The following is a 26,176-nucleotide window of genomic DNA, read 5'->3' on the forward strand; positions in this document are numbered from 1 at the left end:
GGGGAAAGAAATCGAAAGTTAACTCATTTAAATCAACAATATAGAAAGGCGGGGCTTATCGTTGCCTCTGGCGCGACAAACCGGGCGTTTCGGGATTGTGTAAGACCACGGAGGCCGTGGACCAGGTTACGGGTGGACAATCGTGGCACAGCCCTTAACCATCCCAGCAGCCACATGCCGGAGACTCGGCCAGAGACTCGGAGCGTCTAGTGTTCGCGTGACTGTGGCACAACAGGGAGGGAGTTGTAATGACCGCCAAGAGAGAACCGACATTCCGCGAAAGCGTGGATCTGATGTTCAACCGCGCCGTGGCACTGATGGAATTGCCGCCGGGGCTTGAGGAAAAGATCCGCGTCTGCAACGCCACATATACCGTGCGGTTCGGGGTGCGTCTGCGCGGGCAGATCCACACTTTCACCGGCTATCGCAGCGTCCATTCCGAGCACATGGAGCCCGTCAAGGGCGGCATCCGCTATGCCATGGGGGTCAATCAGGACGAGGTCGAGGCGCTGGCGGCGCTGATGACCTATAAGTGCGCGCTGGTCGAGGCCCCGTTCGGTGGCTCCAAGGGGGGGCTGCGCCTCGATCCTCGCGAGTGGGAAGAGCATGAGCTTGAGATGATCACCCGCCGCTTTGCCTATGAGCTGATCAAGCGCGACCTGATCCATCCCGCCCAGAACGTGCCGGCCCCCGACATGGGCACAGGCGAGCGCGAGATGGCCTGGATCGCGGATCAGTACAAGCGCATGGCCACCACCGATATCAATTACCGCGCCTGTGTCACCGGCAAGCCGATCCATGGCGGCGGCATTCAGGGCCGGACCGAGGCGACGGGGCGCGGCGTGCAATATGCGCTGCGCGAGTTCTTCCGTCATCCCGAGGATGTCGCGGCGGCGGGCATGTCGGGCAAGCTCGACGGCAAGCGCGTGGTGGTGCAGGGCCTTGGCAACGTGGGCTATCACGCGGCCAAGTTCCTGAGCGAGGAGGATGGCTGCAAGGTCACCGCGATCATCGAGCGCGACGGTGCGCTGATCGACGAGAGCGGCCTCGATGTGGAGGCGGTGCGCAACTGGATCGCGCGTCATGGCGGCGTTGATGGCTATCCGGACGGCAAATATATCGCTGACGGGACCAAGGCGCTGGAAAACGAGTGCGAGATTCTCATCCCGGCGGCGATGGAAGGGGTGATCAACCTCGAGAATGCCGCGCGGATCAAGGCGCCGCTGATCATCGAGGCGGCGAATGGCCCGGTCACGGCCGGGGCCGACGATATCCTGCGCCAGAAAGGCACGGTGATCATTCCCGACATGTATGCCAATGCGGGCGGCGTGACCGTGTCCTATTTCGAATGGGTCAAGAACCTCAGCCATATCCGCTTTGGTCGGATCGGGCGGCGTCAGGAAGAGGCGCGGCACCAGTTGATCATCGACGAGTTGGAGCGGCTTGACGCGCATCTGGGCGATAACTGGCAGATGAGCCCGCATTTCAAGCAGCAATACCTGCGCGGTGCGGGTGAGTTGGAGCTGGTGCGCTCGGGGCTCGACGATACGATGCGCAGCGCCTACCAGTCGATGCGCGAGGTCTGGCACAACCGTCAGGACGTGACCGATCTGCGCACGGCAGCGTATCTGGTGTCCATCGCCAAGGTCGCGGCGAGCTATCGCGCCATGGGTCTGTAACAGGGCTCTGAGGCGCGCAGGTCGCGCACGGGCCGGGAAATGGCGGGAAAGATGGCAGAGCTTCGGCTCTGCCGTTGCTATTGAAGATGAGACTTGGTTCAGTCGCGTCGGATCACGGAGAAGGGGGCGGGCATGCGGTTTTCGGGGCTGCGGGTTCTGAAGGAAGGGCTGACCGGCAACAGGGGCTGGCAGGCGCATTGGCGCGATGCCACGCCGAAATCCGACTATGACGTGGTGATCATCGGTGGTGGCGGGCATGGCCTCTCGACCGCCTATTACCTGGCCAAGAAACACGGCATCACAAATGTCGCGGTGCTGGAAAAAGGCTATCTCGGCGGCGGCAACGTGGGCCGCAACACCACCATCGTGCGGGCCAATTATTTCCTGCCGGGCAATTCGGAATTCTACAGCCATTCCCTGAAGCTCTGGGAGGGGCTGGAGGAGGATCTCAACTACAACGTCATGCATTCGCAGCGCGGGCAGATCGTACTGTTTCACTCCGACGGGCAGCGCGATGCAGCCGCACGGCGCGGCAACGCGATGCGCAATCAGGGCGACGATGCGGAACTCTTGAGCGTGGCGGAGCTCAAACGCATGGTGCCCTATCTCGATTACGAGCAGGCGCGGTTTCCGATCTATGGCGGCCTCTTGCAGCGGCGCGCGGGCACCGCGCGGCATGACGCGGTGGCCTGGGGCTATGCGCGGGGGGCGAGCGACCGGGGTGTGGACCTCATCCAGAATTGCGAGGTGACGGGGGTCGACATCGAGAATGGCCGGGTGCGCGGCGTTCAGACCACGCGCGGCGCCATTCGCGCGAAGAAACTGGCGATTGTCGTCGCCGGGCGCTCGTCTCAGGTGGCGGCGATGGCGGGGATGCGCCTGCCGATCGAGAGCCATGTGCTGCAGGCCTTTGTCACCGAGGGGCTGAAACCCTGCATCGACCACGTGATCAGCTTTGGCATGGGGCATTTCTATATCAGCCAGTCCGACAAGGGCGGGCTGGTCTTTGGCGGTGATCTCGACATGTATGCGTCCTATGCCGCGCGCGGCAACCTGCCGCTGGTCGAGCATGTGATGGAGGCGGGGATGACGCTGATGCCAATGATCGGCAACGCAAGCGTGCTGCGTAGCTGGGGCGGGATCATGGACATGTCGCCCGACGGCTCGCCCGTCATCGACCATGCGGGGATCGACGGCCTCTATCTCAATTGCGGCTGGTGTTATGGCGGGTTCAAGGCGGTGCCGGGGTCGGGGCACGCGATGGCGCATCTGATCGCCACCGACCGACCGCATCCGGCGGCCACGGGGTTCCGGCTGGATCGCTTTGCGACCGGTCGGGGGCTGATGGACGAGGAAGGCACCGGCGCGCAGCATAACCTGCATTGAGTTGGGCGGAGAGGGCGGAGTTTTGAGTATTTTTGGCAAGATGAAAGCGCAAGTGAGATGAGACTTGTCTGTCCGGTCTGTGGCGAGCGGGATCGCCGCGAGTTCTATTATCAGGGCGCGGCGCTGGCGCGGCCCGATGGGAGCGATTGGGGGCCGGATTGGGAGGATTACCTGCATAACCGCGACAACCCGGCGGGTGTGACGCGCGATCTTTGGCAGCATGAGCAGGGCTGCGGGGCCTGGCTGATCGTGACCCGCGACACGGTCACGCATGAGGTTTTGGCCGTGGCGCTGGCGGCGGAGGCGGGCGCATGAGGGTTGAGGGCAAGGGGTTGGTCGACCGCGAGCGCCCGGTTTCGTTTCGTTTCGACGGGCGGGACTATCAGGGGTTTGCGGGCGACACGCTGGCCTCGGCGCTGCTGGCGAACGATGTGCGGATGGTGGCGCGGTCGTTCAAGTATCACCGCCCGCGCGGCGTGATGACCGCAGGTAGCGAGGAGCCGAATGCGCTGATAGCGCTGGGGCAGGGGGCGGCGCAGGAGCCGAACCTGCGCGCGACCACGGTCGAGTTGCACGAGGGGCTCTGGGCGCGCAGTCAGAACCGCTGGCCGACGCTGGGGCTCGATCTGCTGGCGGTGAATGATCTCTTTGCGCCGGTTCTTGGGGCGGGGTTCTATTACAAGACCTTCATGTGGCCCCGCGCGTTCTGGGAGCGCGTCTACGAGCCGGTGATCCGTCGTGCCGCTGGGCTGGGGGGGCTCTCGGGCGCGGCGGCGCTGGACCGTTATGAGCGGGCCTTTGCCCATTGCGATCTGTTGGTGATCGGCGGCGGGTCTGCCGGGCTGATGGCGGCGCGCGCGGCCGCAGAGGCGGGCGCGGATGTGATCCTCGCCGAGGAGGACACGCGGCTTGGCGGGCGGTTGCTGGCCGAGAGCGAAGAGGTCGACGGGGTGCCTGGCGTGGCGTGGGTGGAGGAGATCGCGGCCGAGTTGGCCGCGATGCCCAACGTTCGGATCATGACGCGCATGGCCGTGACGGGGGCCTATGATCAGGGCACGTATGGGGCGCTGGAACGGTTGGCGCCGGATGTGGCGGAGCGCGCCCACGCGCCAAAGGGATGTTTCTGGCGGATCGTGGCGCGGCGCACGGTGCTCGCGGCGGGGGCGCTGGAGCGGCCGGTGGCCTTTGCGGGCAACGACCGGCCCGGGGTGATGATGGCGGGCGCGGTGCGCGCCTATCTCAACCGCTGGGGCGTGGTGCCGGGGCAGAGCACGGTGGTCTTTGGCAACAATGACAGCGCGCATCGCACGGTGGCGGATTTGCAGGAGGCGGGGGTGCATGTGGCGGCGCTGGTTGACTCGCGGCATTATGCGCGCTGCGATCTCGACGTGCCGTTCTACCCCGGTGCGCATGTCTGTGGGACAGCCGGGCGGCGCGGGCTGGAGGCGGTGACGATTGCCACGCCTGCGGGCGAGACGCGCATTGCCGCCGAGTGTCTGGCGGTGTCGGGCGGGTGGAACCCGTCGATGCACCTGGCCTGTCACATGGGGGCGCGACCGGCGTGGGACGCGGACCGGCTGGCCTTTCTGCCGCCTGAGGATGCGGTGCCCGGGCAGCGCGCGGCGGGGGCGGCTGCGGGGGAGTTTTCGACACGCGCCTGTCTGGAGAGTGGATTGGCCGAGGGGCTGCGCGCGGTGCGCGATCTGGGGTTGAAGCAGCCGGAGATGAGCGTGCCGTCGGCGGGCCATGCCGCCTATGACATCTTTCCGCTCTGGCAGGTGCCGGGCAAGGGGCGCGCCTGGCTCGATTTCCAGAACGATGTGACGGTCAAGGACGTGGATCTTGCCGCGCGCGAGAACTTTCGCTCGGTCGAGCATATGAAGCGCTACACGACGCAGGGGATGGCGCCCGATCAGGGCAAGAATTCCAACGTCAATGCGCTCGCAGTGCTGGCGGATGCGACCGGGCGCGGCATTCCCGAAACCGGCACCACCACCTTTCGCCCGCCTTATGTGCCGGTGCCGATTGCGGCGATGGGGGCGGGGGCTAAGGGCAAGGGCTTTGCGCCCGAACGCCTGACCACCTCGCATGCCGAGAGCGTGGCGCGGGGTGCGCCAATGATCGAGGCGGGGCTGTGGTATCGGCCCAGCTATTTCCCGCGCAAGGGGGAGCACACGTGGCGGCAATCCTGTGATCGCGAGGTGGCGATGGTGCGGAATGCCGTGGGGGTCTGCGATGTCTCGACCCTTGGTAAGATCGACATTCAGGGCCCGGATGCGGCGCGGTTTCTGGATTTCGTCTATACCAACACGTTTTCCACGCTGAAGGAGGGCCGTGTGCGCTATGGCCTGATGCTGCGCGAGGATGGGCATGTCATGGATGACGGGACCTGTGCGCGGCTGGGGGAGAGCCATTACCTGATGACCACCACCACGGCGGCGGCGGGTCAGGTGATGCGGCATCTGGAGTTTGTGGCGCAGGTGCTGCGGCCGGACTGGGACGTGCGGATGGTGTCAGTGACGGAAGAGTGGGCGCAGTTCGCCGTGGCGGGGCCGCAGGCGCGCGATCTGCTCAATGGTCTTTTAGATGCGCCGATTGACGATGCGGGTTTTCCCTTCATGGCCTGCGGCGCGGTGGGCGTGGGCGGAGTGGCGGGGCGGCTCTTCTGGATATCCTTCTCGGGCGAGCATGCCTATGAGATCGCCGTGCCCGCGCGCTATGGGGCGGCGCTATTCCGTGAGTTGGTGGCGCGCGCCGAGGCCATGGGCGGCGGGGCCTACGGGATGGAGGCGCTGAATGTGCTGCGGATCGAGAAGGGCTTTATCACCCATGCCGAGATCCACGGGCGGGTGACGGCCTATGATATCGGAATGCAGGGAATGATGAGCGGCAAGAAGAATTTCATCGGAAAGGCGGCGGCGTCGCGGGTCGGGTTGATGGACCCGGAGCGGGAGCGGCTGGTGGGGCTCAAACCCGTGGGCGCGGTGAAGGAACTCTTGCCCGGCGCGCATCTGTTTGATGAAAGCGCCGAGGCCGTGAGCGCCAACGATCAGGGCTATATCACCAGCGCCTGCTATTCGCCGACGCTTGGCCATGTGATCGGGCAGGCGTTTCTGCGGCGCGGGCCGGAGCGGATCGGCGAGCGGGTGCGCATGGTCGATCACCTGCGCGGCTCGGAGACGGTCTGCGAGGTGACGGGCGTGGTGCAGTATGACCCGGATGGAGGGCGGTTGCGTGGTTGAGTTGCAAGCGGAGAGCCCCGGCGAGGGGCGGTTGCCGGTGACGGCGGGCGATCTGCGCTTGAGCGAGGTTGTGCGCGAGCGGATGACGTGGCTTGCGCCCTACAAGGGGCAGGCCGCCGCGCTGTCGGAGGCGATGCAGGCGGCGCATGGCATGGGCTGGCCCAAGGCCGGGCGGATGACCGGGCGCAAGGGCGCGCGGGCGATGTGGTTCGGGCGCGATATGGCGCTCTTGATCGGGCCAGAGCCTGATCCGGGGCTGGCGGCGCATGCCGCTCTTGTCGATCAGTCCGATGCCTGGGCGGTGCTGGCGCTGGAGGGGCCGGGGGCGCCGGAGGTGCTGGCGCGGCTCTGCCCGCTTGATCTGCGCGATCAGGTGTTCAAGCGTGGCCATGTCGCCCGCACCGAGGTGGCGCATATGGCCGGGGCGATCGCGCGCATGGGCGCGGACAACTGGCGGATCATGGTCTTTCGCTCGATGGCCGGGACGTTGATCCACGAGGTCGAGACGGCGATGCGACGGGTCGCGGCGCGGCGAAATTCCCCGAGGGAAGGCGCTGACAGGGCGCATCATTTGCCCTAGATACGGTCATAGTCCAAAGGGAGAGACCGCCATGCGCCTGATGTTGATTGCCGCTCTATGCACCCTGCCGCTGAGCGCCACGGCGCAGAACCCGATCTGTGCCCCCACGGGCGAGATCGTGGCGCGGGCCGTCGAGGCGCGCAAGGACGGGCAAGAGGCCCCGCAGACGATCAAGGCGATCAGCGCCGAGATTACCGGCGAGATGGCCCCCTATGAACCTGCCGTGCAGCCGCTGGTGGATTGGGTCTATACGCTCGACGAGGTGGAATTGAGCAAGGACGTGGCGGGCAGCTATGTCACGCAATGTGAGGCGCAGTAGAGCACTGGACTCTGAGCGCCACGCGCCCAATATAGGGGTATGAGCCTGCCCCCCGGATTCCTTGACGAGTTGCAAAGCCGCCTGTCGCTATCTCAGGTCGTCGGGCGCAAGGTCATGTGGGATACGCGCAAGTCCAATCAGGCCAAGGGCGACATGTGGGCCCCGTGCCCCTTTCATCAGGAAAAAACCGCGTCTTTTCATGTGGATGACCGCAAGGGGTTTTACTACTGCTTTGGCTGTCACGCCAAGGGTGACGCGATCTCATTCGTCCGTGAGACCGAGAATGTTGATTTCATCGAGGCGGTGAAGATCCTCGCCACCGAGGCGGGCATGAGCGTGCCCGAACGCGACCCGCAGGCGCAGCAAAAGGCCGACCGCCGTGGTCAACTGGTCGAGGTGATGGAGCAGGCGGTCAAGTATTTCGGCCTGCAATTGCGCAGCGGGGCTGGGGCTGCGGCGCGTGACTATCTCAAGGGGCGTCGGCTGACTGACGAGACGCAGGCGCGGTTTGATCTGGGCTTTGCCCCCGACGGCTGGCAGGGGCTGTGGGATCACCTGACGGGCAAGGGCGTGGCGCCCGAGATGATCCTTGCCTGTGGTCTGGCCAAGGAAAGCCAAAAGGGTGGCAAGCCCTATGACACGTTCCGCAACCGCATCATGTTCCCGATTCGCGATGCGCGCGGGCGGTGCATCGCCTTTGGCGGGCGGGCGATGGACCCCGATAACAGCGCCAAATATCTCAACTCGCCCGAGACCGAGATTTTCGACAAGTCGCACACCCTCTATAACCACGGGCCTGCGCGCGAGGCGGCGGGCAAGGGCCAGCCGCTGATCGTGGCAGAGGGCTATATGGATGTGATCGCGCTGGTGGCGGCGGGCTTTGGCGCGGCGGTGGCCCCGCTGGGCACGGCGGTGACCGAGCATCAGATGCAGCTGTTGTGGCGGATCGCGCCTGAGCCGGTGATCATGCTCGACGGCGACCGGGCCGGGTTACAGGCCGCCTACCGGGTGATCGACCTTGCCCTCCCGCTGCTCGAAGCGGGCAAATCGCTGCGCTTTGCGCTGATGCCAGAGGGGCAGGACCCCGATGACCTGCTGAGGGCCGAGGGTGCGGGAGCGGTGCAAACGCGGGTTGAGGCGGCGATGCCGATGGTGCGCCTGTTGTGGCAGCGCGAGACCGAGGGGCGCGACTTTGACAGCCCCGAGCGCAAGGCGGCGCTGGAGCGCGTCTGCCGCGAGAAGGCCGGGCTGATCCGCGATCCGTCGCTGCGCAGTTATTACGATCAGGAACTCAAGGACCTGCGCTGGCAACTTTTCAACCCGCGCCGTGCGGCGGGGGGCGGCACGTTCACGCCTCGTCCGCGTGGCGGCAAGTGGCCCCCGCCAGAGCCTGCCCGCGCGACCACGAAATCCTCGCTGCTGGTCACGGCGGCGGGGGATACGCATCTGCGCGAGGCGGTGATTCTGGCGACGCTGATCTGCTGCCCCGAGGTGATGGAGAGTTTCGAGAGCCAGATCGAGCGGATGGAATGTCAGGACCCGGATCACGCGCGGCTGCGCGCGCTGATCCTGCGCCATGCGTCCGCCGGGGCCGACACCCTGCGCGCGCAGATCGAGGACGAGATGGGTGCCGCGCCCCTTGAAAAGCTGCTGGCACTGCCCCATGTCGCGCTTGCCCCGCCGGTGCGGTATCCGGGCGACACCGAGCTTGCCAGCCTGACCCTGAGCGAGGAACTGGCCAAGCTGATGGCACAGCGGGGCGTGCAAGCCGAGATGCACGAGGCCGCCGAGGACATGGCCGGACTGGCCGACGAGGCGATCACATGGCGGCTTGCACAGGCGGCGGAGGCGCGCAACAAGGCGCTGCGCAGCCAGCAGGAGGACAAGGCCGAATACGAGCTGGGTGAGAACGGAGCGGCGATCAAACGTGACGAGAAAGAGCAGTTTGCCGCGCTCCTGGGTAAGATAAGCTTTTCCAAACAGAGGCGATAACCGCATTTTGGGGAAGAATGGACAATAAAATCGGGGTAAACGGGTGTGCGAATCACCTGATCGCGCTATTGATTCGGGTTAACCGAATCACCTGCACCGTCCCTAACTGAGGAGTCTTTCATGGCCGCCAAGGATACCGAGGACCAAAAGCCCGACGACGCCGAGACCGAGGTCTCGCTCGACATGTCTCAGGCGGCGGTCAAGAGGATGATTGCCGAGGCGCGTGAGAAGGGGTTCATCACCTACGATCAGCTCAACGAGGTGCTGCCGCCCGACCAGGTCAGTTCCGAGCAGATCGAGGACGTGATGTCGATGCTCTCGGAGATGGGCATCAACATCATCGAGGCCGAGGACGCCGAAGAAGAAGAGAGCAAGACCACCGCCGTCGCCGAAGTGGGCAAGCGCGGCGAGATCACGCTTGGCTCGGGCAAGGAAGAAAAGCTCGACCGCACGGATGATCCGGTGCGCATGTACCTGCGCGAGATGGGCTCGGTTGAACTGCTGAGCCGCGAGGGCGAGATCGCGATCGCCAAGCGGATCGAGGCCGGGCGCAACACGATGATCGCGGGCCTTTGCGAGAGCCCGCTGACCTTTCAGGCGATCACCATCTGGCGCGACGAACTTCTGGGCGAAGACATTCTGCTGCGCGACGTGATCGACCTTGAGGCCACGTTCGGCAATCAGCCGGGCGAGGAGGGGGCCGAACCGGTCGTCGAGGCTGCCAACGTCACCAGCCCGCCGGCCAATCGCAGTGAGAGCAGCGACGAGCCGGAACTCGATGCCGACGGCAATCCGATCCAGAGCGAGGATGACGAGGACGAGGACGAGCAGGCCAACATGAGCCTTGCGGCGATGGAAGCCGCGCTCAAGCCGCGCGTGCTCGAAACGCTCGACCGCATTGCTGAGGATTTCGCGCAGCTGAGCGAAATGCAGGACAGCCGGATTTCTGCGACGCTCAACGAGGACGGGTCGTTCTCGGCCGATCAGGAAGCGAAATACCAGAAGCTACGGTCCGAAATCGTCAAGCTCGTCAACGAGTTGCACCTGCACAACAACCGCATCGAGGCGCTGATCGACCAGCTTTACGGGATCAACCGCCGGATCATGCAGATCGACACGGCGATGGTCAAACTCGCCGATCAGGCGCGGATCAACCGCAAGGAATTCGTCGAGGAGTATCGCGGGCGCGAACTCGATCCCAACTGGCTCGACGATATGGCGGCGAAATCCGGGCGCGGCTGGCAGATGTTCATGGAGCGCAGCCCCGAGAAGGTGGCCGAATTGCGCGCCGACATGGCGCAGGTCGGTCAGTATGTGGGCCTTGATATCTCCGAGTTCCGCCGCATCGTCGGGCAGGTCCAGAAGGGCGAGAAAGAGGCGCGTCAGGCCAAGAAGGAGATGGTCGAGGCGAACCTGCGTCTGGTCATCTCGATTGCCAAGAAATACACCAACCGTGGCCTGCAATTCCTTGATCTCATTCAGGAAGGCAATATCGGCCTGATGAAGGCGGTGGACAAGTTCGAGTACCGCCGGGGCTACAAGTTCAGCACTTATGCGACATGGTGGATCCGTCAGGCGATCACGCGTAGCATCGCCGATCAGGCACGCACCATCCGCATTCCGGTACATATGATCGAGACGATCAACAAGCTGGTGCGCACGGGCCGTCAGATGCTGCACGAGATCGGACGGGAACCGACGCCGGAAGAGCTGGCCGAAAAGCTGCAAATGCCGCTCGAAAAGGTCCGCAAGGTGATGAAGATCGCCAAGGAGCCGATTTCTCTGGAGACGCCGATTGGCGACGAGGAAGACAGCCAGCTTGGCGATTTCATCGAGGACAAGAACGTCATCCTGCCGCTTGATTCCGCTATTCAGGACAACTTGAAGGAAACCACGACGCGGGTGCTGTCTTCGCTGACGCCGCGCGAGGAACGGGTGCTGCGCATGCGCTTCGGCATCGGGATGAACACGGACCACACGCTCGAAGAGGTGGGACAGCAGTTCTCGGTCACCCGCGAACGCATCCGTCAGATCGAGGCCAAGGCTCTTAGGAAGCTAAAGCATCCCAGCCGGTCGCGGAAGCTGCGGAGTTTCCTGGATCAGTAAGGAGGCCTAATGTCGATCCTGTCACGCCTGTTCGGAGGAGGGGGCAAGTCCGAGACGCGGGCGGAGGTGTCTGAAACCTATAAGGATTTTCGGATCATCGCCGCGCCGCATAGTGACAATGAGGGGTATCGCGTCGGTGCTCGGATCGAGAAGGAGGTCGGCGGCGAGGTGAAGGTGCATCATCTGCTGCGCGCCGACACGCTGCGCAGCCTCGATGAGGCCGAGACGTTTTCGATCCGTAAGGCGAAACAGGTCATCGACGAGCAGGGCGAACGGATTTTCCGCTGAGGTCCGCGCCACGTAAGGCGCGTGTCCCGGCCCGGAGGCCGGGGCTTTTTGTCAGGCCAGCATGACCATCGGGTTTTCGAGGTTCTCGACGATCTGCTGCAGGAGTTCCGCCCCCATTGCGCCGTCGATCACCCGGTGATCGACCGAGAGTGTCACCGACATGACCGTGGCAACGGTCAGTTCGCCATCAGAACCGACCACCGGCTTTTTCTGGCCCGCGCCGACGGCGAGGATCGCGCCATGCGGCGGGTTGATGACGGCGTCGAAATTCTGGATCCCGAACATGCCGAGGTTAGAGATCGCGAAGGTGCCGCCCTGATATTCATGGGGGGCAAGCTTGCGGTCGCGGGCACGGGTGGCGAGGTCTTTCATCTCCGCCGATAGCGCCGAGAGCGATTTCATCTCGGCATCCTTGAGGACCGGCGTGAACAGCCCGCCCTCGATGGCGACGGCGACGGCCACGTCCGAGGGTTTCAGCTTGAGCACCTTGTCGCCCGCCCAGACGGCATTGGCATCGGGCACGGCCTGCAAGGCCAGGGCACAGGCCTTGATGATGAAGTCGTTGACCGACAGTTTCACGCCGCGCGATTCAAGCTGCTTGTTGAGGTCGCTGCGGAATTTCATCAGCGCGTCGAGCCTGATTTCGCGGCGCAGGTAGAAATGCGGCACGGTCTGCTTGGCCTCGGTCAGGCGCGCGGCGATGGTCTTACGCATCCCGTCGAGCTTGACCTCCTCGAACTCGCGGCCCTCGTACATAGCCATGACGGCATCGGCGGAGGGGCCGGAGGCGGGGGCCGGGGCCTTGTCCGCCGGTTTGGCGGCCTCCTTGGCGGCGGCGGCGGGTTTGGCATCCTCGACATCGGCGCGCACGATGCGGCCATGCGGGCCGGAGCCCTTGATCTGTGTGAGATCCAGCCCTTTTTCCGCAGCGATCCTGCGGGCAAGGGGCGAGGCGAAGATACGCTCCCCGCTGTCGTCCTTGGGGGCTGCCGGGGCGGGGGTGTCGGACTTGGCGACTGGCTCTGCGGATTTGCCCTTGCCGGAGCCTTCGCCGCCGGCTTTCTCGTCCTTGGCGGGCTCTTTCGCGTCCGCCGATTTCGGGGCACTGGACTCGCCGGACTTGATATCGTCGGCGCTTTCGCCTTCCTCCAGCAAGACGGCGATGGGGGTGTTGACCTTGACCCCTTCGGTGCCGTCCGCGATCAGGATCTTGCCGATGGTGCCCTCGTCGACGGCCTCGAATTCCATCGTGGCCTTGTCAGTCTCGATCTCGGCCAGAAGGTCACCGGCGTTGACGGTGTCCCCCTCCTTGACCAGCCATTTGGCGAGCGTGCCCTCTTCCATGGTGGGCGAGAGGGCGGGCATGAGTATTTCGGTTGGCATCGCGTCGCTCTCCTTACCGGTAGGTCACTTGGCGCACGGCGTCGATCACCTCGGAGGTCGAGGTCAGCGCCAGCTTTTCGAGATTGGCCGCGTAGGGCATCGGCACGTCCTTGCCGGTGCAGTTGATCACAGGCGCGTCGAGATAGTCGAACGCCTTTTGCATCAGCACCGAGGAGATGTAGCTACCGATGGAGGGCACGGGCCAGCCTTCCTCGACGGTGACGCAGCGGTTTGTTTTCATCACCGACTTGATCACCGTGTCGGTGTCCATTGGGCGCAGGGTGCGCAGGTCGATCACCTCGGCGTCGATGCCGTCCTCGGCGAGTTTCTCGGCGGCCTCGAGCGCGTAGGTCATGCCGATGCCGAAGCTGACGATGGTCACGTCCGAGCCGTCGCGCCAGATCTTGGCCTTGCCGAAGGGGATGGTGAAATCATCCATCTTGGGCACCTCGAAGGACTTGCCGTAGAGGATCTCGTTTTCGAGGAAGATCACCGGGTTGGGGTCGCGGATGGCGCTTTTCAGCAGGCCCTTGGCGCAGGCGGCCGAGTAGGGCTGCACCACGCGCAGGCCGGGGACCTGGGCATACCAGGCGGCGTAGTCCTGGCTGTGCTGGGCACCGACGCGGGCGGCGGCGCCGTTGGGGCCACGGAAGACGATCGGGCTGCCCATCTGACCGCCGGACATGTAGAGCGTCTTGGCGGCGGAGTTGATGATCTGGTCGATCGCCTGCATGGCGAAGTTCCAAGTCATGAATTCGACGATGGGCCGCAAGCCGCCCCAGGATGCGCCAACCCCGATACCGGCAAAGCCGTGTTCGGTGATCGGCGTGTCGATCACGCGTTTGCCGCCGAATTCATCCAGCAGGTTCTGGGTGATCTTGTAGGCGCCCTCGTATTCAGCGACCTCTTCGCCCATAATAAAGACCGTGTCGTCGCGGCGCATTTCCTCGGCCATGGCGGCGTTGAGGGCCTCGCGGACGGTCTTGTTCTCCATCTCGGTGCCCTCGGGCCAGTCGGGGCTGGTGTCGGATTTGGGGGCGGCGGTGGCCTTGGTCTCGGCGGATTTCGGGGCTTCCGCGTCGTCGCCGTCGCCGTCGTCCTTGGCCTCGGGGGCCGGGGCGCTTGAGGCGGTGTCGATATCGTCGGCGCTTTCGCCTTCTTCCAGCAGGACGGCGATAGGGGTGTTGACCTTGACGCCTTCGGTGCCGTCTTGAATCAGGATCTTGCCGATGGTGCCTTCGTCCACCGCCTCGAATTCCATCGTGGCCTTGTCGGTTTCGATTTCGGCCATGATGTCACCGGCATTGACGGTGTCGCCTTCCTTGACCAGCCATTTGGCGAGTGTGCCTTCCTCCATCGTGGGGGAGAGGGCGGGCATGAGAATTTCGGTAGCCATTGTCGTCTCTCCTCCTCAGGCGTTCTGCGGTGCCACGTCGGCGATGATGTCGGTCCAGAGTTCGTCGGTTGCGGGCTCCGGGCTTTCCTTGGCGAAATCGGCGCTGGCGTTGACCACTTCCTTGATTTCCTTGTCGATGGCCTTGAGATCCTCCTCGGAGGCGTGGCCGCCGGAGATCAGCAGCTCGCGCACATGTTCGATGGCGTCTTTCTCCTCGCGCATTTTCTGCACCTCTTCGCGGGTGCGATACTTGGCGGGGTCGGACATCGAATGGCCACGGTAGCGGTAGGTCTTGATTTCAAGGATATAGGGCCCCTTGCCGGAGCGGCAGTGCGCGACGGCCTTGTCGCCCGCTTCTTTCACCGCGAGCACGTCCATGCCGTCAACCGCCTCGCCGGGAATGCCGAAGGCTTCGCCCCGGGTGTAGATGTCAGGGGTGGAGGTGGAGCGTTTCTGCGAGGTGCCCATGGCGTATTGGTTGTTCTCGATCACAAAGATCACCGGCAGGTCCCAGAGCGCGGCCATGTTGAAGGTCTCGTAGACCTGCCCCTGATTGGCCGCGCCATCGCCGAAATAGGTGAAGGTGACGCGATTGTTTTCAAGATACTTGTCGGCGAAGGCGAGCCCCGCGCCAAGCGGCACGTTGGCCCCGACGATGCCGTGGCCGCCGTAGAACTGCTTTTCGGTCGAGAACATGTGCATCGACCCGCCCTTGCCCCGGCTGTAGCCACCCTCGCGCCCGGTGAGTTCGGCCATGACGCCCTTGGGGTCCATCCCGCAGGCGAGCATGTGGCCGTGATCGCGATAGGTGGTGACGCGCTTGTCGCCGTCCTCGGCGGCGGCCTCGAGGCCCACGACGACGGCCTCTTGCCCGATATAGAGATGGCAGAAGCCGCCGATCAGGCCCATGCCATAAAGCTGGCCTGCCTTCTCCTCGAATCGGCGGATAAGCAGCATGTCACGGTAATACTGGGTGAGTTCGTCGGCGGAAACGTTTGGTTTCTTGGCGCTTTTCCGGGTGGCCATGGGCGGGCAACTCCTTGTTGGCGAATATAGTTTAGCATTAAACTATTTCATACACCAATCATTGCGGCGTTGCGAGAGTGAATTTGGTGGAGGTGACAGCGGGGTTGGTTGGCCTGGAGCAGACCGTGGCGTAAGCCGCGCCATCGCATGTCCGCGGGCAGGCGATCCGACGGTGTTTCATAGCACTTTATTTCTGCCGTGCCGCAAAAGGTTCAATCGACGCGCTGACTTGACCAAATCGCCTGTCCGGGGGGCGGATATGCGATGGCGCGGCGGCCTTCGGCCTTGATTCCGCGCCGGGTCTGCCAATCGAATGTCCCCTCCAGGCCACCGCCGGGCCTTACCGAATGACGATCTCGTCGCCGCGCATCAGGCCTAGAACCTCGCGGGCCTGCTGGTCGAGCAGGTCGAGATCAAGATAGCCGTCCGACAGCCGGTGCGTCAGATTTTCCATCCGCGCCACCTGTGTCTCCAGTGTCTGGAGCTGTGCACGCAACTCGGCACTTTGCGCCTCGATCTCGGCACGGCGGAACAGCCCGTAATCCCCCTGCACGGCGGCGAAGGTGAAATAGGCGCCCAGAAAGAACGCCACGGTGAAAAAGATCAGCGTGCCCCAGGGGCGGCTGCGGGGGGTCATGGTGTGCTCTGCCTCGTTCTGCCGCCTCTTGTTGGGCGATCCAATGCACCATGCCACAGGTGATTCGCTTTGTGAATCCCCTTTCGCCGCGAATTTCAGCGCTCTAGCATGACGGAAAGGAGGCCCGCCATGTCCCAGACCCCCGCGCATGAGACGCTTGCCACCCACGAGGTCATGAACCAGCCTGTGGCGCGTGGCGATCTGGATCTGTGGGGGGATGATCCGGCCCTGCAGACCCATGCCGGGGCGTCGGGGGCGGATGGCGATCATCTGGCGGACTACGGCGCAAAGATGGGAACGCAGGCGATGCGCGCGGCGGGGCGCGACGCGAACCGACAGCCGCCCGAGCTGGTGCTGTTCGACGCGGGCGGGCGCAGGCTCGACGAGGTGCGCTTTCACCCCGCCTATCACGCGTTGATGCAGGCCTTGGTCGGCGCTGGCTATGCCGCCCTGCCGTGGGAGGGGGCGGCGGGCGGCCATGCCAGCCATGCCGCGATGGTCTATCTCACCAGCCAGGTGGAGCCGGGCGTGTGCTGTCCGATGACCATGACCTATGCCGCGATCCCGGCGCTGCGGGCCGACACCGCGCTGCTGGGCGAGTGGGTGCCCAAGCTGACGGCGCGCGCCTATGACCCGGAGGCAAAGGTGCTGGCGCGCAAGGCAGGCGCGACGCTGGGCATGGCGATGACCGAAAAGCAGGGCGGGTCGGATATTCGCTCCAATGCGACACGGGCCGTGCCGGAGGGCGATCACTACCGGCTGACCGGGCATAAATGGTTCTGTTCCGCGCCGATGTCGGATGGGTTCCTGACGCTGGCGCAGGCCGAGGGCGGGCTGACCTGCTTTCTGGTGCCGCGCTGGCTGGAGGGCGGGCGCAACGGCATTCACATCCAGCGATTGAAGGACAAGCTGGGCAATCGTGCCAATGCCTCGGCGGAGATCGAGTATCACGGGGCGCTCAGCTACAGGCTGGGCGAGGAGGGCGCGGGCGTGCGCACGATCCTCGAGATGGTGCATCACACCCGGCTCGATACCGCGATGGCGCCCGCGGGACTGATGCGCGCCGCGCTCGATCATGCCACGTATTGGGCGCGGCATCGCAGCGCGTTTCAGAAACAGCTGATCGACCAGCCGCTGATGCGGTCGGTACTGGCCGATCTTGTGCTCGATTGGGAGGGGACGCTTGCGCTCGGGATGCACGTGGCGCGGGCGTTTGACGGCAGCAGTCCGCGCGACCGCGCCTTTGCCCGCCTGGGCGTCGCACTGGCCAAGTTTCTCGGCAACAAGCTCTGCCCCGGGCTGGTCTACGAGGCGATGGAGGTGATGGGCGGCATGGGCTATGTCGAGGATACGCCCCTGCCGCTGCTCTACCGCGAGGCGCCGCTCAATTCGATCTGGGAGGGGTCGGGCAACGTGATCTGCCTCGATATCCTGCGCACGCTGGCGCGCGAGCCGCTGGCGGGCGAGGCACTGTCGGAGGAGTTGGCGCAGGTGGCGGGGCAGGATGCGCGGTTCGACGCGGCGCTGCGCGCGCATATGCAGACCTTTCCCAAGCCACCCGGGGAGGCACAGGCGCGCTGGTATGCCGAGAGCCTCGCCACGCTGCTCACCGCCTCGTTGCTGCTGCGCCATGCACCTGACGCGGTGGCCGGGGCCTATATCGCCACCCGTCTGAGCGAGCCGCGCGGGCGCGTCGCCGGGGCCATTGGACGGATCGACACCGAGGCGGTTCTGGCGCGGCTTGGCGGTTTCAGTCAATAAATTCCGAAAGCCGAATGTGTTTGACCCAGATCAAGGCTGGGATCGTAAACGGTCGCATAGGGTGCGGGTGTGAAAGAGAGATTCTGAAATCACCTTAACTCGGAGAGAGGTTCTCATGCGTAAAGTCCTGACCGCCGCCGCCCTTGGCCTTGCCACGCTGGCTGCACCCGCAACGCAGGCTGAGGAGGCCACGAAAATGGTCACCATCCTGACCAGCGAAGAGCCGCAGACGCAGCTCATGTCGATGGTGCTGACCATGCAGTCCATGCAGGCGGGGGCGGGGGCCTATGTGCTCTTGTGCGGCCCGGCGGGAGATCTGGCGCTGAAAGACGCCCCGGAGGCGGCCACCGCACCGCAACCGCCCAAGGGGATGAGCCCGCAACTGCTGATGCAGAAGATCATGGAGCAGGGTGCCACGGTCGAGGTCTGTGCGATCTACCTGCCCGGTAAGGGCGTTGCGCAGGAGGCGCTGCTTGATGGGATCGGCGCGGCCAAGCCGCCTGCGGTGGCCAAGCGATTGCTGGCTGATGGAACGCGGATCATGTCCTTCTGACGGGCTGATCCGCAGGGCCGCCTCACACCGTCGCCCAAGGGTATGAGTGTCTGTGTTTCCTGTGAGGGGACGAGACTGCGAGGCGGCCCGCCTCATGACATGCATCTGATGTGACGCATTAGTGCCTCAATCCGATATCCGCGACACGCTAGGAACATACCGGTTCATGGGTTTAGCTGTGCTCTTCCTCGGACACGGCCGCCAAGGCGCGGTTATAGGCCTTGAGCGCGTCCACGTGAAAGAGCGCGCCCTGCAATTCGGGCGGCTGATCGCCCCCTGTCAGCATCACCACCGGCACGAACGGCACGCCTGCGCGCTCGAACATCGGCATCGCGGCCTCAAGCGTGGTGGTGACGTCGATGTAGACGCCCTGTTCGATCAGCGACCAGCATTGCGTCTCGTCTGCCGCGCGTTCGTGTTCGGGAGGGCGCATCAGTGCGCGAACCCGGAACATTGCCAGAAGGTAATCCTGCGGGCCCGCCGCAAGGCGGATGCCGCGCCGCATGAGTTGGGTCAGGAAGAACGAGCGCCGCACCAGCTTGGAGCCGAGCGCGGTGGACATCGATACCGCAACCATCACCGCAAGGCCGGTCTGCCAGTCGCCGGTCAGCTCAAACACGATGAGCGTGGTTGATATCGGCGCGCCCAGTACCGCCGCGGCAACCGCCCCCATTCCCGCCAGCGCGTAGAGCGTGTAGGCCCCCGACACGTCGGGAAAGACCGCCGTCGCCATGTGACCAAAGGCCAACCCGGTCAGCGCGCCGACCATCAGCGACGGCGAGAATACCCCGCCGCCCATGCGCCCACCGATGGTGATCGCCACCGCCGCGACCTTGAGCACGGCAAAGACCACCGCCTCGTGCCACAAAAGCGCGCCGGTGAGGGCTGCCGAGGTGGTCTCGTATCCGACGCCGATGATATGCGGAAACCAGATTGCGATTGCGCCCAGCAACAGCCCCGCCCCGGCAGGGCGCAGCCAGCGCGGCAGGCGCAGTTTCAGTTGCACATGGCTCGCCACGTCCTCGGCCAGAAAGATTGCGCGCATCAGCGCCGCTGCCACCACGCCGCAGACCAGCCCGAGGATCAGGAAGGCGGGCAGTTCGGCGTAGAATTCCAGCGCGCTGGCCTGCGGCAGTGCAAATTCGGTGACATCGCCGAATTCGAGCCGGTTGATCACCGTGCCGGCCACGCTCGCGATCACGATGGGGGCAAAAGCGTGGACCGCGAAATGCCGCAGCACGACCTCGAGCGCGAAGAGCGCCCCGGCGATAGGGGCGTTGAACGAGGCCGAGACGGCGGCGGCCACCGCACAGCCCAGAAGGTCGCGCCCGGTGACCCCGTCGGCGTGAATGCGGTCGCTGACCCAGCTGGAGATCACGCCCGCGAGGTGGACCACCGGACCCTCGCGACCCGACGAGCCACCCGTGCCCAGTGTAATCAGCGACGCGGCGGCCGAGGCCAGCCCCTCGCGGCGCTCGACGCGGCCTTCGGCCATCGCCGCGCCCTCGATCACGTCAGCGACCGAGCGTACGCGCGCGTCGGGGGTGAAATGGTGCAGGATCAGCCCCACCACCAGCCCCCCCGCCACCGGTAGCATCAAGATCCAGTACCACGGTAGTTGTTCGGCAAGGCTGTGCAGGCGGGTCACGTCGTCGGTCCCGTAAACGAGGCCTTGAAGCGCAGTGATCCCCTTGCGGAAGAACAGCGCGGCAAATCCCGCCGCGACGCCGATCATCAGCGCGATCAGCCAGAACTGGAACTGGCTCGGCCCGCGTTTGCGCAGCACCTGCCAGCCCTCGCGCAGGCCCTGTGCCGCCGCGCGGCACAGTTGACGGATAAACGACGCGTCCTCTGCCTGCATCTCCACCTCTTGACCGTCCGGACCGCGCTTTCGTCTCGGGCTCGCATCGCCTATTGTGGGGTCACACTCACGAATGAAAGCCACGACATGGACACACTTGACGCAATCGCCGAACTCCAATCCTGTCTAGGACAACGGGTGACGCGGTCCAAGTCCGATCTTGACCTGCACGGGCGCAGCGAATCGTATTTTCCCGAAGCCCCGCCCGATGCGGTGGCCTATCCCGAGACCACCGAGGAGGTGGCGCAGATCGTCAGTGTCTGCGCGCGGCATGGCCTGCCGGTGATCGGCTGGGGCACCGGCACCTCGCTGGAGGGGCAGGCACAGGCGTTTTCCGGGGGCATCGCGGTGGATTTCAGCCGCATGAACCGGGTTCTGGAGATCGCGCAGGAGGACATGACCGTGCGGGTGCAGCCCGGCGTCACGCGCGAGGCGCTGAACGAGGAACTGCGCGCCACGGGGCTGATATTCCCGGTCGATCCCGGTGCCAATGCGTCGCTCGGGGGGATGGCGGCGACGCGCGCCAGCGGCACCACCGCCGTGCGCTATGGCACGATGCGTGACAATGTGCTGGCCCTCGAGGTGGTGACGGCGGCGGGCGAGATCCTGCGCACCGGGACGGGGGCGCGCAAATCTTCGTCCGGGTATGATCTGACGGGGCTTTTCGTCGGCTCCGAGGGCACGCTGGGGCTGATGACGGAACTGACGCTGCGGCTTTATGGCCAGCCCGAGGCGATATCGGCCGCCGTTTGCGGCTTCGAGACGGTGGAGCAGGCGGTGCAGACCGTGATCGATACGATCCAGTGCGGGGTGCCGATGGCGCGGATCGAGTTGATGGACACCGACAGCGTGCGCGCGGTGAATGCCTATGCGCGTATGGACCTGCCGGAAAAGCCGCACCTGTTGCTGGAGTTTCACGGCAGCCCCGGTGGCGTGACCGAACAGGCCGAGAGTTTCGGGGCGCTGGCCGCCGATCATGGCGGATCGGGTTTTGACTGGGCGACCCGGACCGAGGCGCGTACGGCGCTCTGGACGATGCGGCACAATGCCTATTACGCGATCCTCGCCGCGCGGCCGGGTGCGCGGGCGGTGGTCACCGATATCTGCGTGCCGATCTCGAAGCTGGCGCAGGCCATCGAGGACACCCGCGCGGACCTGCACGAGGCCGGGGTGCCTGGGCCGATCCTGGGGCATGTGGGGGATGGCAATTTTCATGCGGTGCTCTTGGTGGACGAGAGCAATCCCGATGAACTCACTCGCGCCAAGGGTGCCGCCGCGCGTATGGTCGAGCGCAGCCTCGCATTGGGTGGCACCGCCACCGGCGAGCACGGGATCGGTGTGGGCAAGCTCGATTACATGGCGCGCGAGCATGGGGCTGGCTGGGCGATGATGGGCGTGATCAAGGCGGCGCTTGACCCCGAGGGGATCATGAACCCCGGTAAGTTGGTGCCGCCGGGGGGGTAGGTGGGTGTTTTGGCCTGCCGTTGACCGCTACACTCATGCGCGGAATCAAGGCCGAAGGCCGCCGCGCATCGCCGGGCCGCCCCCCGGCACGGCGATTTGGCTGCAACCTGCTCTGCGCTCGGATGTTTTTCGGGCTTGGCTGAGATAAAGCGCTACAAAACTGACGTTAGATCGCCGCACCGCGGCCCGTCGATGCGCGGCTCACGACAACGGCAGCTCCAGGCCAGAACCTACCTCAGATCTGTTCCACCGCGACGCGATCGCTGGAGTAGAACGCCACGTGATCCTTGATCTCGGCCACCTCGGGCTTGGGGTCTTCGTAGCTCCAGGCCGCGTTTTCCAGCGTCTGGCTCTTGGTGACAATGGAATAATAGCGCGCGTCACCCTTGTGCGGGCAATGGCTGGTCTGTTCGCTCTCGTCCAGAAAGGCCATGGCGATGTCGTCGCGCGGGAAATAGATCACGAAGGGATAGTCGCCCTCGGTCAGTTCGAGCGCATTGCGGCTCTCGGCCAGAACGGCGCCCCCGGCGCGCACGGTCCATGTTCCTGTCGCCTTGCGTATCGTGATCTTCGGCATCATCCATCCCTCTCGTTTCGTCTTTTCATTGCTTTGACGCAGGAACCTAACAGGAATATGTCAGCATGTCTGCGTCACTTTTTCCAACCATAGCCGCGCGTTTGGTGAAAGCAGAGGCCCCAACTTGTCGCGGCAGGCGGCGTGATAGGTCTTGAGCCAGTCGCGCTCAGACGCGCTGAGCAGGGCTGTGTCGATCAGGCGATGGTCGATCGGCGCGAATGTCAGCGTCTCGAAGCCGAGATGCGTGGCCCCGTCGCCATGGGGCAGGGGGGCCACCTCCTCGACCACGATCAGGTTCTCGATACGGATGCCGAAGGCGCCTTCGCGGTAATAGCCCGGTTCGTTCGACAGGATCATGCCCGGCTCCAGCGGCACGGTCCCGGTGCGCGACAGGCGCTGCGGCCCTTCGTGGACGCAGGAATAGACGCCGACGCCGTGCCCGGTGCCATGGCCATAATCGAGATCGGCGAGCCACAGGTGATAGCGAGCGAGCGCGTCGAGATCGCGCCCCGCGAGGCCGCGCGGAAAGCGCAGCCGCGAGATGGCGATCATGCCCTGCAACACGCGGGTGAAGGCGGCGCGCTCGGCCTCTCCGGGCGTGCCCACGGGCAAGGTGCGGGTGATATCGGTAGTGCCGTCGATATATTGCCCGCCGCTGTCGAGCACCAGCAGATCGCCGTCGAGGAGGCGGCGGTTGCTGGCCTCGCTGACCCGGTAATGCGGCAGCGCACCATTGGGACCGGAGCCCGCGATTGTGTCGAAACTGATATCGAGCAATGCGCCGGTGGCCGCGCGACAGGTCTCAAGCTCGCGCACCACGTCGATTTCCGTGAGCGTGCCGGGGGGCTGGTCGTCGAACCACGCCAGGAATTCGCAGACCGCCGCGCCGTCGCGCAGATGAGCGGCGCGGGTGGCGGCGATCTCGGCTGCGGTCTTGCGCGCCTTGGGCAGGATGCAGGGGTCGGTGCCCCATGCGGTCTCCACGCCCGCCGCTTCGAGCCGCTGCACCACCCAGAGCGGCACGCTCTCACGATCCAGTCGCACGGGGCCCCTGAGCGCGTCGAGCGCCGGGCCGAAATCCTTGGGCGGGGCGAGCGCAACAGTGTCGCCCAGGTGCGCGCGGGCGGTGTCGTTGAGCTTGGCCGGGTCGGTGAAGAGCGCCACGCGCCCGTCCTCGTGCAGGATGGCAAAGCCCTGCGGCACCGGGTTGCGGGGAATATCGGAGCCGCGAATGTTCAACAACCAGGCCAGCGAATCCGCCAATGTGAGGACGGCTGAGGTCTGGCCCGCGTCGCGCAAACCCTGGCCGAGAGCCGCGCGTTTGTCGGCATGGCTCTGACCCGCATAGTGCTCGGGCCAGGGTGTGATCGCGCCTTGCGGCGGCGCCGGACGGTCTGGCCAGATGGTGTCAATGAGGTTGTCGCAGGGCACCAGCCGGACCCCGTTTTGACCTAATGCAGCGCGCGCGGTCTCGATCTGCTCGGGCGTATAGAGCCACGGGTCGAACCCGACATCGCCGCCCTCGGGCAGATGTGCGATCAGCCAGTCGGCGAGCCGTGTTTCGGGCCAGTCGACGGGGGTGAAATGCGCGGTGTCGACCTGCGCGCGGGCCTGCACGCGGTAGCGGCTGTCGACGAAAACGCCCGCCGCATCCACCAGCACCGCGCAGAACCCCGCCGAGCCGCTGAAGCCGGTCAGCCATTGCAGGCGCGCGTCGCAAGGGGCCACGTATTCGCCCTGATGCGCATCGGAGCGCGGCACCAGAAAGCCCGCAAGCCCGGTCGTCTGCATCGCGGCGCGCAGGCGCGCAAGGCGCGGCGGGCCCTGCTCGGGGCGTGCGGTCTCGGTGAAGCTCTGGAACATGGCCGGGCCTTTCGCGGGGGCGTCTCGGGCATCTTGCTAGAGAACGACGCGCCGAATGGCAATCACCGGGGCGTGAGAGGGGGGCGCTGCCCCCGTCGCCTGACGGCGACTCCCCCGGAATATTTTTGGCAAGATGAAGCCGGGGCGGGTTGATTTATTCGTTGGGACGGTGCCCCATCGGGTGATGACGGTGAAGGATCAGGCAAAGACGCGTGTGCTGGTGCTGGGGCCGACCGGCACCATCGGGCACGCGGTGGTGATGGCGGCGCTGGAGGGTGGCCACGCGGTGGACTGCGTGCTGCGCCCGCATCACGCGCAGGGCGGGCATGGTCTGCCCGAGGCTGTTGGGCTGCATTTTGGCACGGTGGCGCAGGCGCTGGAGGCAGGCGGCGCGGATGTGGTGATCTGCTGCATGGCCTCGCGCAATGGCGCACCCGCCGATGCCTGGGCGGTCGATCACGCCGCCACCGTGGCGGCGGTGGAGGCGGCACGGGCGGCGGGCGTGGGGCATTTCGTGCTGTTGTCGGCGATCTGCGTACAGCGCCCGTTGCTGGAGTTTCAGCGCGCCAAGCTGGCGGCGGAGGCGGCGCTGATTGCGTCGGGGCAGCGCTATTCGATCGTGCGCCCGACGGCGTTTTTCAAGTCCCTTTCGGGTCAGTTGGAGCGGCTGCGTGCGGGCAAGCCGTTTTTGCTGTTCGGGGACGGGCGGGGCACTGCCTGCAAGCCGATCAGCGACGGCGATCTGGCGCGCTACATGCTGGGGTGTCCGGGTGATCCGGCGCGCCGGGACCGGATCTTGCCGATCGGGGGGCCCGGCCCCGCGATCACCCCGCTGGAGCAGGGGGGGATGCTGTTTCGCGCGCTGGGGATGGAGCCGGAGTTTCGCCATGTGTCGGTGCGGCTGATGGATGCGATCGTGGCGGGGCTGAGCCTTGGCGGGCGGGTGTCGGCCCGGCTCGCGGCCAAGGCGGAGCTGGCGCGAATCGGGCGATATTATGCGACGCAATCGATGCTGGTTCTTGACCCGGTGACTGGGCGCTATGATGCGCAGGCCACGCCCGAGACCGGGCAGGAGACGCTGGAGGCGTTTTACGGCAGGCTCGCGCGAGGTGAGGCAGAGGCACCGCGTGGCGCGCACGCGGTGTTCTGAGGGGCCCGCCGTCAGGCACGTTTGCGGCCGGTGACCATGGCACGGGCGAGGTTTTCGCGATGTGCGTAGCTGGCCAGCGCCACGCCTCCCAGATGCAAGACGATCAGGATCAGCGTGAGGTTGGCGGCAACCTCGTGGGTCTCTTCCCAGAGCTCCGCGCCATCGTCCTCGTCGTGATTGTCAAGCCCCGCACCGTGATCAGAGGCCTGCGCCACGATCCCCGCGAGCGGCCCGCGCCCTTCTTCGGCGGCAAGATTGCCCATGCCGGTGAGGGCCGTGGCGGCAAGCGCTACGAGAAGCGCCACGGTCATCGCGCCGCCCGCCGGGCTATGGCCGAGATGACGTTCGGACGGACCGGTCAGCAGCCCCTTGAGATAGGCCAGAACGCGGCCCGGCCCGGTGACGAAATCGGAGAAACGCGCGCGGCGCGGGCCGACAAAGCCCCAGATCACGCGCAACGCCACGATCCCGGCGATGGCGTAGCCTGCGTAGGTATGGAGCCATTCAGGCTCGCCCTCGGTGAGGTAGGCGGTGGCAAACGCCACCACCAATCCCCAATGCCCGAGGCGCACCAGCGGGTCCCAGACCGTGACGGTCTCGGGCTCAGATGGTCGTTCCATCAGTCGTCATACCCGCGATACTTCACGCGCTCGCCGGTGACGAGGTCGAAATAACCCTCGACCTTGTAGCCCTTGTCGTCGAACATTTCGACATCGTAGACGCCGTGTTCGACCTCGATTTCGCGGATCTTGTAGCCCTCGGCTTCGAGCCGTGAGGCGAGGTCTGCGATGCTCATCCATTCGGCGCGCGGGGGCAGGTCGGCGCTGCGGCGATAGTTGTCGTCGCTGGCGAGGGCCGCGCCCGCGCCGATGCTGAGGGCGGTGGCGGTGATCAAGATGTGCTTGAAGGTCAT

Annotated in this window: 22 protein-coding genes; 13 read left to right on the forward strand and 9 right to left on the reverse strand. The window is 65.4% G+C overall.

Annotated features, from left to right (window positions below; genetic code table 11):
* The first annotated feature begins 248 nt into the window (after window positions 1-248).
* The 9 genes from BMX04_RS09410 to BMX04_RS09450 all read left to right on the forward strand — a co-directional run bounded on the left by BMX04_RS09410 (window position 249) and on the right by BMX04_RS09450 (window position 11,592).
* Window positions 249-1,679, forward strand: a complete 1,431-nt coding sequence (locus tag BMX04_RS09410; protein WP_074785998.1) for a Glu/Leu/Phe/Val family dehydrogenase — start codon at window positions 249-251, stop codon at window positions 1,677-1,679.
* Window positions 1,680-1,811: 132 nt separating this feature from the next.
* Entirely contained in the window at window positions 1,812-3,065 is a 1,254-nt protein-coding gene (locus tag BMX04_RS09415; protein WP_074785999.1) for a sarcosine oxidase subunit beta family protein, read from the forward strand.
* A 57-nt stretch (window positions 3,066-3,122) separates the two neighbouring features.
* Window positions 3,123-3,380, forward strand: a complete 258-nt coding sequence (locus BMX04_RS09420; protein WP_074786000.1) for a sarcosine oxidase subunit delta — start codon at window positions 3,123-3,125, stop codon at window positions 3,378-3,380.
* Window positions 3,377-6,307, forward strand: a complete 2,931-nt coding sequence (locus tag BMX04_RS09425) for a sarcosine oxidase subunit alpha family protein (RefSeq protein ID WP_074786001.1) — start codon at window positions 3,377-3,379, stop codon at window positions 6,305-6,307. Before BMX04_RS09420 ends, BMX04_RS09425 begins: the two co-directional genes overlap by 4 nt.
* Window positions 6,300-6,887, forward strand: a complete 588-nt coding sequence (locus BMX04_RS09430) for a sarcosine oxidase subunit gamma (RefSeq protein WP_074786117.1) — start codon at window positions 6,300-6,302, stop codon at window positions 6,885-6,887. Before BMX04_RS09425 ends, BMX04_RS09430 begins: the two co-directional genes overlap by 8 nt.
* Window positions 6,888-6,918: 31 nt before the next feature.
* Entirely contained in the window at window positions 6,919-7,206 is a 288-nt protein-coding gene (locus BMX04_RS09435) for a DNA primase (protein ID WP_074786002.1), read from the forward strand.
* 39 nt (window positions 7,207-7,245) lie between these two features.
* Window positions 7,246-9,198, forward strand: coding sequence for a DNA primase (gene dnaG / locus BMX04_RS09440; protein ID WP_074786003.1), 1,953 nt, complete (start codon window positions 7,246-7,248; stop codon window positions 9,196-9,198).
* A 120-nt stretch (window positions 9,199-9,318) separates the two neighbouring features.
* The gene (gene rpoD, locus BMX04_RS09445) at window positions 9,319-11,304 is read left to right on the forward strand and encodes an RNA polymerase sigma factor RpoD (protein WP_074786004.1); all 1,986 of its coding nucleotides are present in this window, start codon (window positions 9,319-9,321) and stop codon (window positions 11,302-11,304) included.
* A gap of 9 nt (window positions 11,305-11,313) precedes the next feature.
* Entirely contained in the window at window positions 11,314-11,592 is a 279-nt protein-coding gene (locus BMX04_RS09450; protein ID WP_074786005.1) for an HlyU family transcriptional regulator, read from the forward strand.
* Window positions 11,593-11,643: 51 nt separating this feature from the next.
* Here the strand turns inward: BMX04_RS09450 and BMX04_RS09455 are convergent, their stop codons facing one another.
* The 4 genes from BMX04_RS09455 to BMX04_RS09470 form a co-directional block, all read right to left on the reverse strand.
* The gene (locus tag BMX04_RS09455; protein ID WP_074786006.1) at window positions 11,644-12,975 is read right to left on the reverse strand and encodes a pyruvate dehydrogenase complex dihydrolipoamide acetyltransferase; all 1,332 of its coding nucleotides are present in this window, start codon (window positions 12,973-12,975) and stop codon (window positions 11,644-11,646) included.
* A gap of 13 nt (window positions 12,976-12,988) precedes the next feature.
* Window positions 12,989-14,371 carry a pyruvate dehydrogenase complex E1 component subunit beta gene (locus tag BMX04_RS09460; protein WP_074786007.1) on the reverse strand — a complete coding sequence of 461 codons (1,383 nt, stop codon included), beginning with the start codon at window positions 14,369-14,371 and terminating at the stop codon, window positions 12,989-12,991.
* A gap of 15 nt (window positions 14,372-14,386) precedes the next feature.
* Window positions 14,387-15,397: a pyruvate dehydrogenase (acetyl-transferring) E1 component subunit alpha gene (pdhA, locus tag BMX04_RS09465; RefSeq protein ID WP_050661226.1), complete on the reverse strand. Its 1,011-nt coding sequence runs from the start codon at window positions 15,395-15,397 to the stop codon at window positions 14,387-14,389.
* A 340-nt stretch (window positions 15,398-15,737) separates the two neighbouring features.
* Window positions 15,738-16,034, reverse strand: a complete 297-nt coding sequence (locus tag BMX04_RS09470; protein ID WP_074786008.1) for an FtsB family cell division protein — start codon at window positions 16,032-16,034, stop codon at window positions 15,738-15,740.
* A gap of 129 nt (window positions 16,035-16,163) precedes the next feature.
* Between BMX04_RS09470 and BMX04_RS09475 the strand changes: the two genes are divergently transcribed.
* Window positions 16,164-17,795 (forward strand): acyl-CoA dehydrogenase family protein, encoded by a 1,632-nt coding sequence (locus BMX04_RS09475; RefSeq protein ID WP_074786009.1) that lies wholly within the window; start codon window positions 16,164-16,166, stop codon window positions 17,793-17,795.
* Between the two features lie 115 nt (window positions 17,796-17,910).
* Window positions 17,911-18,348 carry a DsrE family protein gene (locus BMX04_RS09480; protein ID WP_074786010.1) on the forward strand — a complete coding sequence of 146 codons (438 nt, stop codon included), beginning with the start codon at window positions 17,911-17,913 and terminating at the stop codon, window positions 18,346-18,348.
* A 172-nt stretch (window positions 18,349-18,520) separates the two neighbouring features.
* Here BMX04_RS09480 and BMX04_RS09485 read toward each other — a convergent pair whose 3' ends face one another.
* Window positions 18,521-20,209 carry a chloride channel protein gene (locus BMX04_RS09485; protein WP_074786011.1) on the reverse strand — a complete coding sequence of 563 codons (1,689 nt, stop codon included), beginning with the start codon at window positions 20,207-20,209 and terminating at the stop codon, window positions 18,521-18,523.
* A gap of 87 nt (window positions 20,210-20,296) precedes the next feature.
* Between BMX04_RS09485 and BMX04_RS09490 the strand changes: the two genes are divergently transcribed.
* Entirely contained in the window at window positions 20,297-21,673 is a 1,377-nt protein-coding gene (locus BMX04_RS09490; RefSeq protein WP_074786012.1) for an FAD-binding oxidoreductase, read from the forward strand.
* A gap of 235 nt (window positions 21,674-21,908) precedes the next feature.
* Here BMX04_RS09490 and BMX04_RS09495 read toward each other — a convergent pair whose 3' ends face one another.
* On the reverse strand, window positions 21,909-22,253 hold the full coding sequence (locus BMX04_RS09495) for a DUF427 domain-containing protein (protein WP_074786013.1): 345 nt from the start codon (window positions 22,251-22,253) through the stop codon (window positions 21,909-21,911).
* Window positions 22,254-22,310: 57 nt separating this feature from the next.
* Window positions 22,311-24,113 (reverse strand): M24 family metallopeptidase, encoded by a 1,803-nt coding sequence (locus BMX04_RS09500; RefSeq protein ID WP_074786014.1) that lies wholly within the window; start codon window positions 24,111-24,113, stop codon window positions 22,311-22,313.
* 184 nt (window positions 24,114-24,297) lie between these two features.
* Here BMX04_RS09500 and BMX04_RS09505 point away from each other — a divergent pair, with 184 nt between their 5' ends.
* Window positions 24,298-25,263: an NAD(P)H-binding protein gene (locus BMX04_RS09505; protein ID WP_074786015.1), complete on the forward strand. Its 966-nt coding sequence runs from the start codon at window positions 24,298-24,300 to the stop codon at window positions 25,261-25,263.
* A gap of 11 nt (window positions 25,264-25,274) precedes the next feature.
* Here BMX04_RS09505 and BMX04_RS09510 read toward each other — a convergent pair whose 3' ends face one another.
* Together BMX04_RS09510 and BMX04_RS09515 are read right to left on the reverse strand one after the other, a co-directional pair.
* Window positions 25,275-25,883 carry a cytochrome b/b6 domain-containing protein gene (locus BMX04_RS09510; RefSeq protein WP_074786016.1) on the reverse strand — a complete coding sequence of 203 codons (609 nt, stop codon included), beginning with the start codon at window positions 25,881-25,883 and terminating at the stop codon, window positions 25,275-25,277.
* Window positions 25,883-26,176 carry a PepSY domain-containing protein gene (locus tag BMX04_RS09515; RefSeq protein WP_050661218.1) on the reverse strand — a complete coding sequence of 98 codons (294 nt, stop codon included), beginning with the start codon at window positions 26,174-26,176 and terminating at the stop codon, window positions 25,883-25,885. The genes BMX04_RS09510 and BMX04_RS09515 overlap by 1 nt, the downstream gene beginning before the upstream one ends.

This window comes from Roseovarius tolerans (assembly GCF_900109855.1).
GTDB lineage: Bacteria > Pseudomonadota > Alphaproteobacteria > Rhodobacterales > Rhodobacteraceae > Roseovarius > Roseovarius tolerans.

Excerpts from the sequence above, each read along its gene's own strand:
- BMX04_RS09505 (WP_074786015.1), top strand. The coding sequence starts at position 24,298 with ATGACGGTGAAGGATCAGGCAAAGACGCGTGTGCTGGTGCTGGGGCCG.
- BMX04_RS09500 (WP_074786014.1), bottom strand. The coding sequence starts at position 24,113 with ATGTTCCAGAGCTTCACCGAGACCGCACGCCCCGAGCAGGGCCCGCCG.
- BMX04_RS09420 (WP_074786000.1), top strand. The coding sequence starts at position 3,123 with ATGAGACTTGTCTGTCCGGTCTGTGGCGAGCGGGATCGCCGCGAGTTC.
- BMX04_RS09415 (WP_074785999.1), top strand. The coding sequence starts at position 1,812 with ATGCGGTTTTCGGGGCTGCGGGTTCTGAAGGAAGGGCTGACCGGCAAC.
- BMX04_RS09410 (WP_074785998.1), top strand. The coding sequence starts at position 249 with ATGACCGCCAAGAGAGAACCGACATTCCGCGAAAGCGTGGATCTGATG.
- BMX04_RS09425 (WP_074786001.1), top strand. The coding sequence starts at position 3,377 with ATGAGGGTTGAGGGCAAGGGGTTGGTCGACCGCGAGCGCCCGGTTTCG.
- BMX04_RS09475 (WP_074786009.1), top strand. The coding sequence starts at position 16,164 with ATGTCCCAGACCCCCGCGCATGAGACGCTTGCCACCCACGAGGTCATG.
- BMX04_RS09470 (WP_074786008.1), bottom strand. The coding sequence starts at position 16,034 with ATGACCCCCCGCAGCCGCCCCTGGGGCACGCTGATCTTTTTCACCGTG.
- BMX04_RS09485 (WP_074786011.1), bottom strand. The coding sequence starts at position 20,209 with ATGCAGGCAGAGGACGCGTCGTTTATCCGTCAACTGTGCCGCGCGGCG.
- BMX04_RS09495 (WP_074786013.1), bottom strand. The coding sequence starts at position 22,253 with ATGATGCCGAAGATCACGATACGCAAGGCGACAGGAACATGGACCGTG.
- rpoD (WP_074786004.1), top strand. The coding sequence starts at position 9,319 with ATGGCCGCCAAGGATACCGAGGACCAAAAGCCCGACGACGCCGAGACC.
- BMX04_RS09450 (WP_074786005.1), top strand. The coding sequence starts at position 11,314 with ATGTCGATCCTGTCACGCCTGTTCGGAGGAGGGGGCAAGTCCGAGACG.
- dnaG (WP_074786003.1), top strand. The coding sequence starts at position 7,246 with ATGAGCCTGCCCCCCGGATTCCTTGACGAGTTGCAAAGCCGCCTGTCG.
- BMX04_RS09515 (WP_050661218.1), bottom strand. The coding sequence starts at position 26,176 with ATGACCTTCAAGCACATCTTGATCACCGCCACCGCCCTCAGCATCGGC.
- BMX04_RS09490 (WP_074786012.1), top strand. The coding sequence starts at position 20,297 with ATGGACACACTTGACGCAATCGCCGAACTCCAATCCTGTCTAGGACAA.
- BMX04_RS09455 (WP_074786006.1), bottom strand. The coding sequence starts at position 12,975 with ATGCCAACCGAAATACTCATGCCCGCCCTCTCGCCCACCATGGAAGAG.
- BMX04_RS09460 (WP_074786007.1), bottom strand. The coding sequence starts at position 14,371 with ATGGCTACCGAAATTCTCATGCCCGCCCTCTCCCCCACGATGGAGGAA.
- BMX04_RS09435 (WP_074786002.1), top strand. The coding sequence starts at position 6,919 with ATGCGCCTGATGTTGATTGCCGCTCTATGCACCCTGCCGCTGAGCGCC.
- BMX04_RS09510 (WP_074786016.1), bottom strand. The coding sequence starts at position 25,883 with ATGGAACGACCATCTGAGCCCGAGACCGTCACGGTCTGGGACCCGCTG.
- BMX04_RS09480 (WP_074786010.1), top strand. The coding sequence starts at position 17,911 with ATGCGTAAAGTCCTGACCGCCGCCGCCCTTGGCCTTGCCACGCTGGCT.
- pdhA (WP_050661226.1), bottom strand. The coding sequence starts at position 15,397 with ATGGCCACCCGGAAAAGCGCCAAGAAACCAAACGTTTCCGCCGACGAA.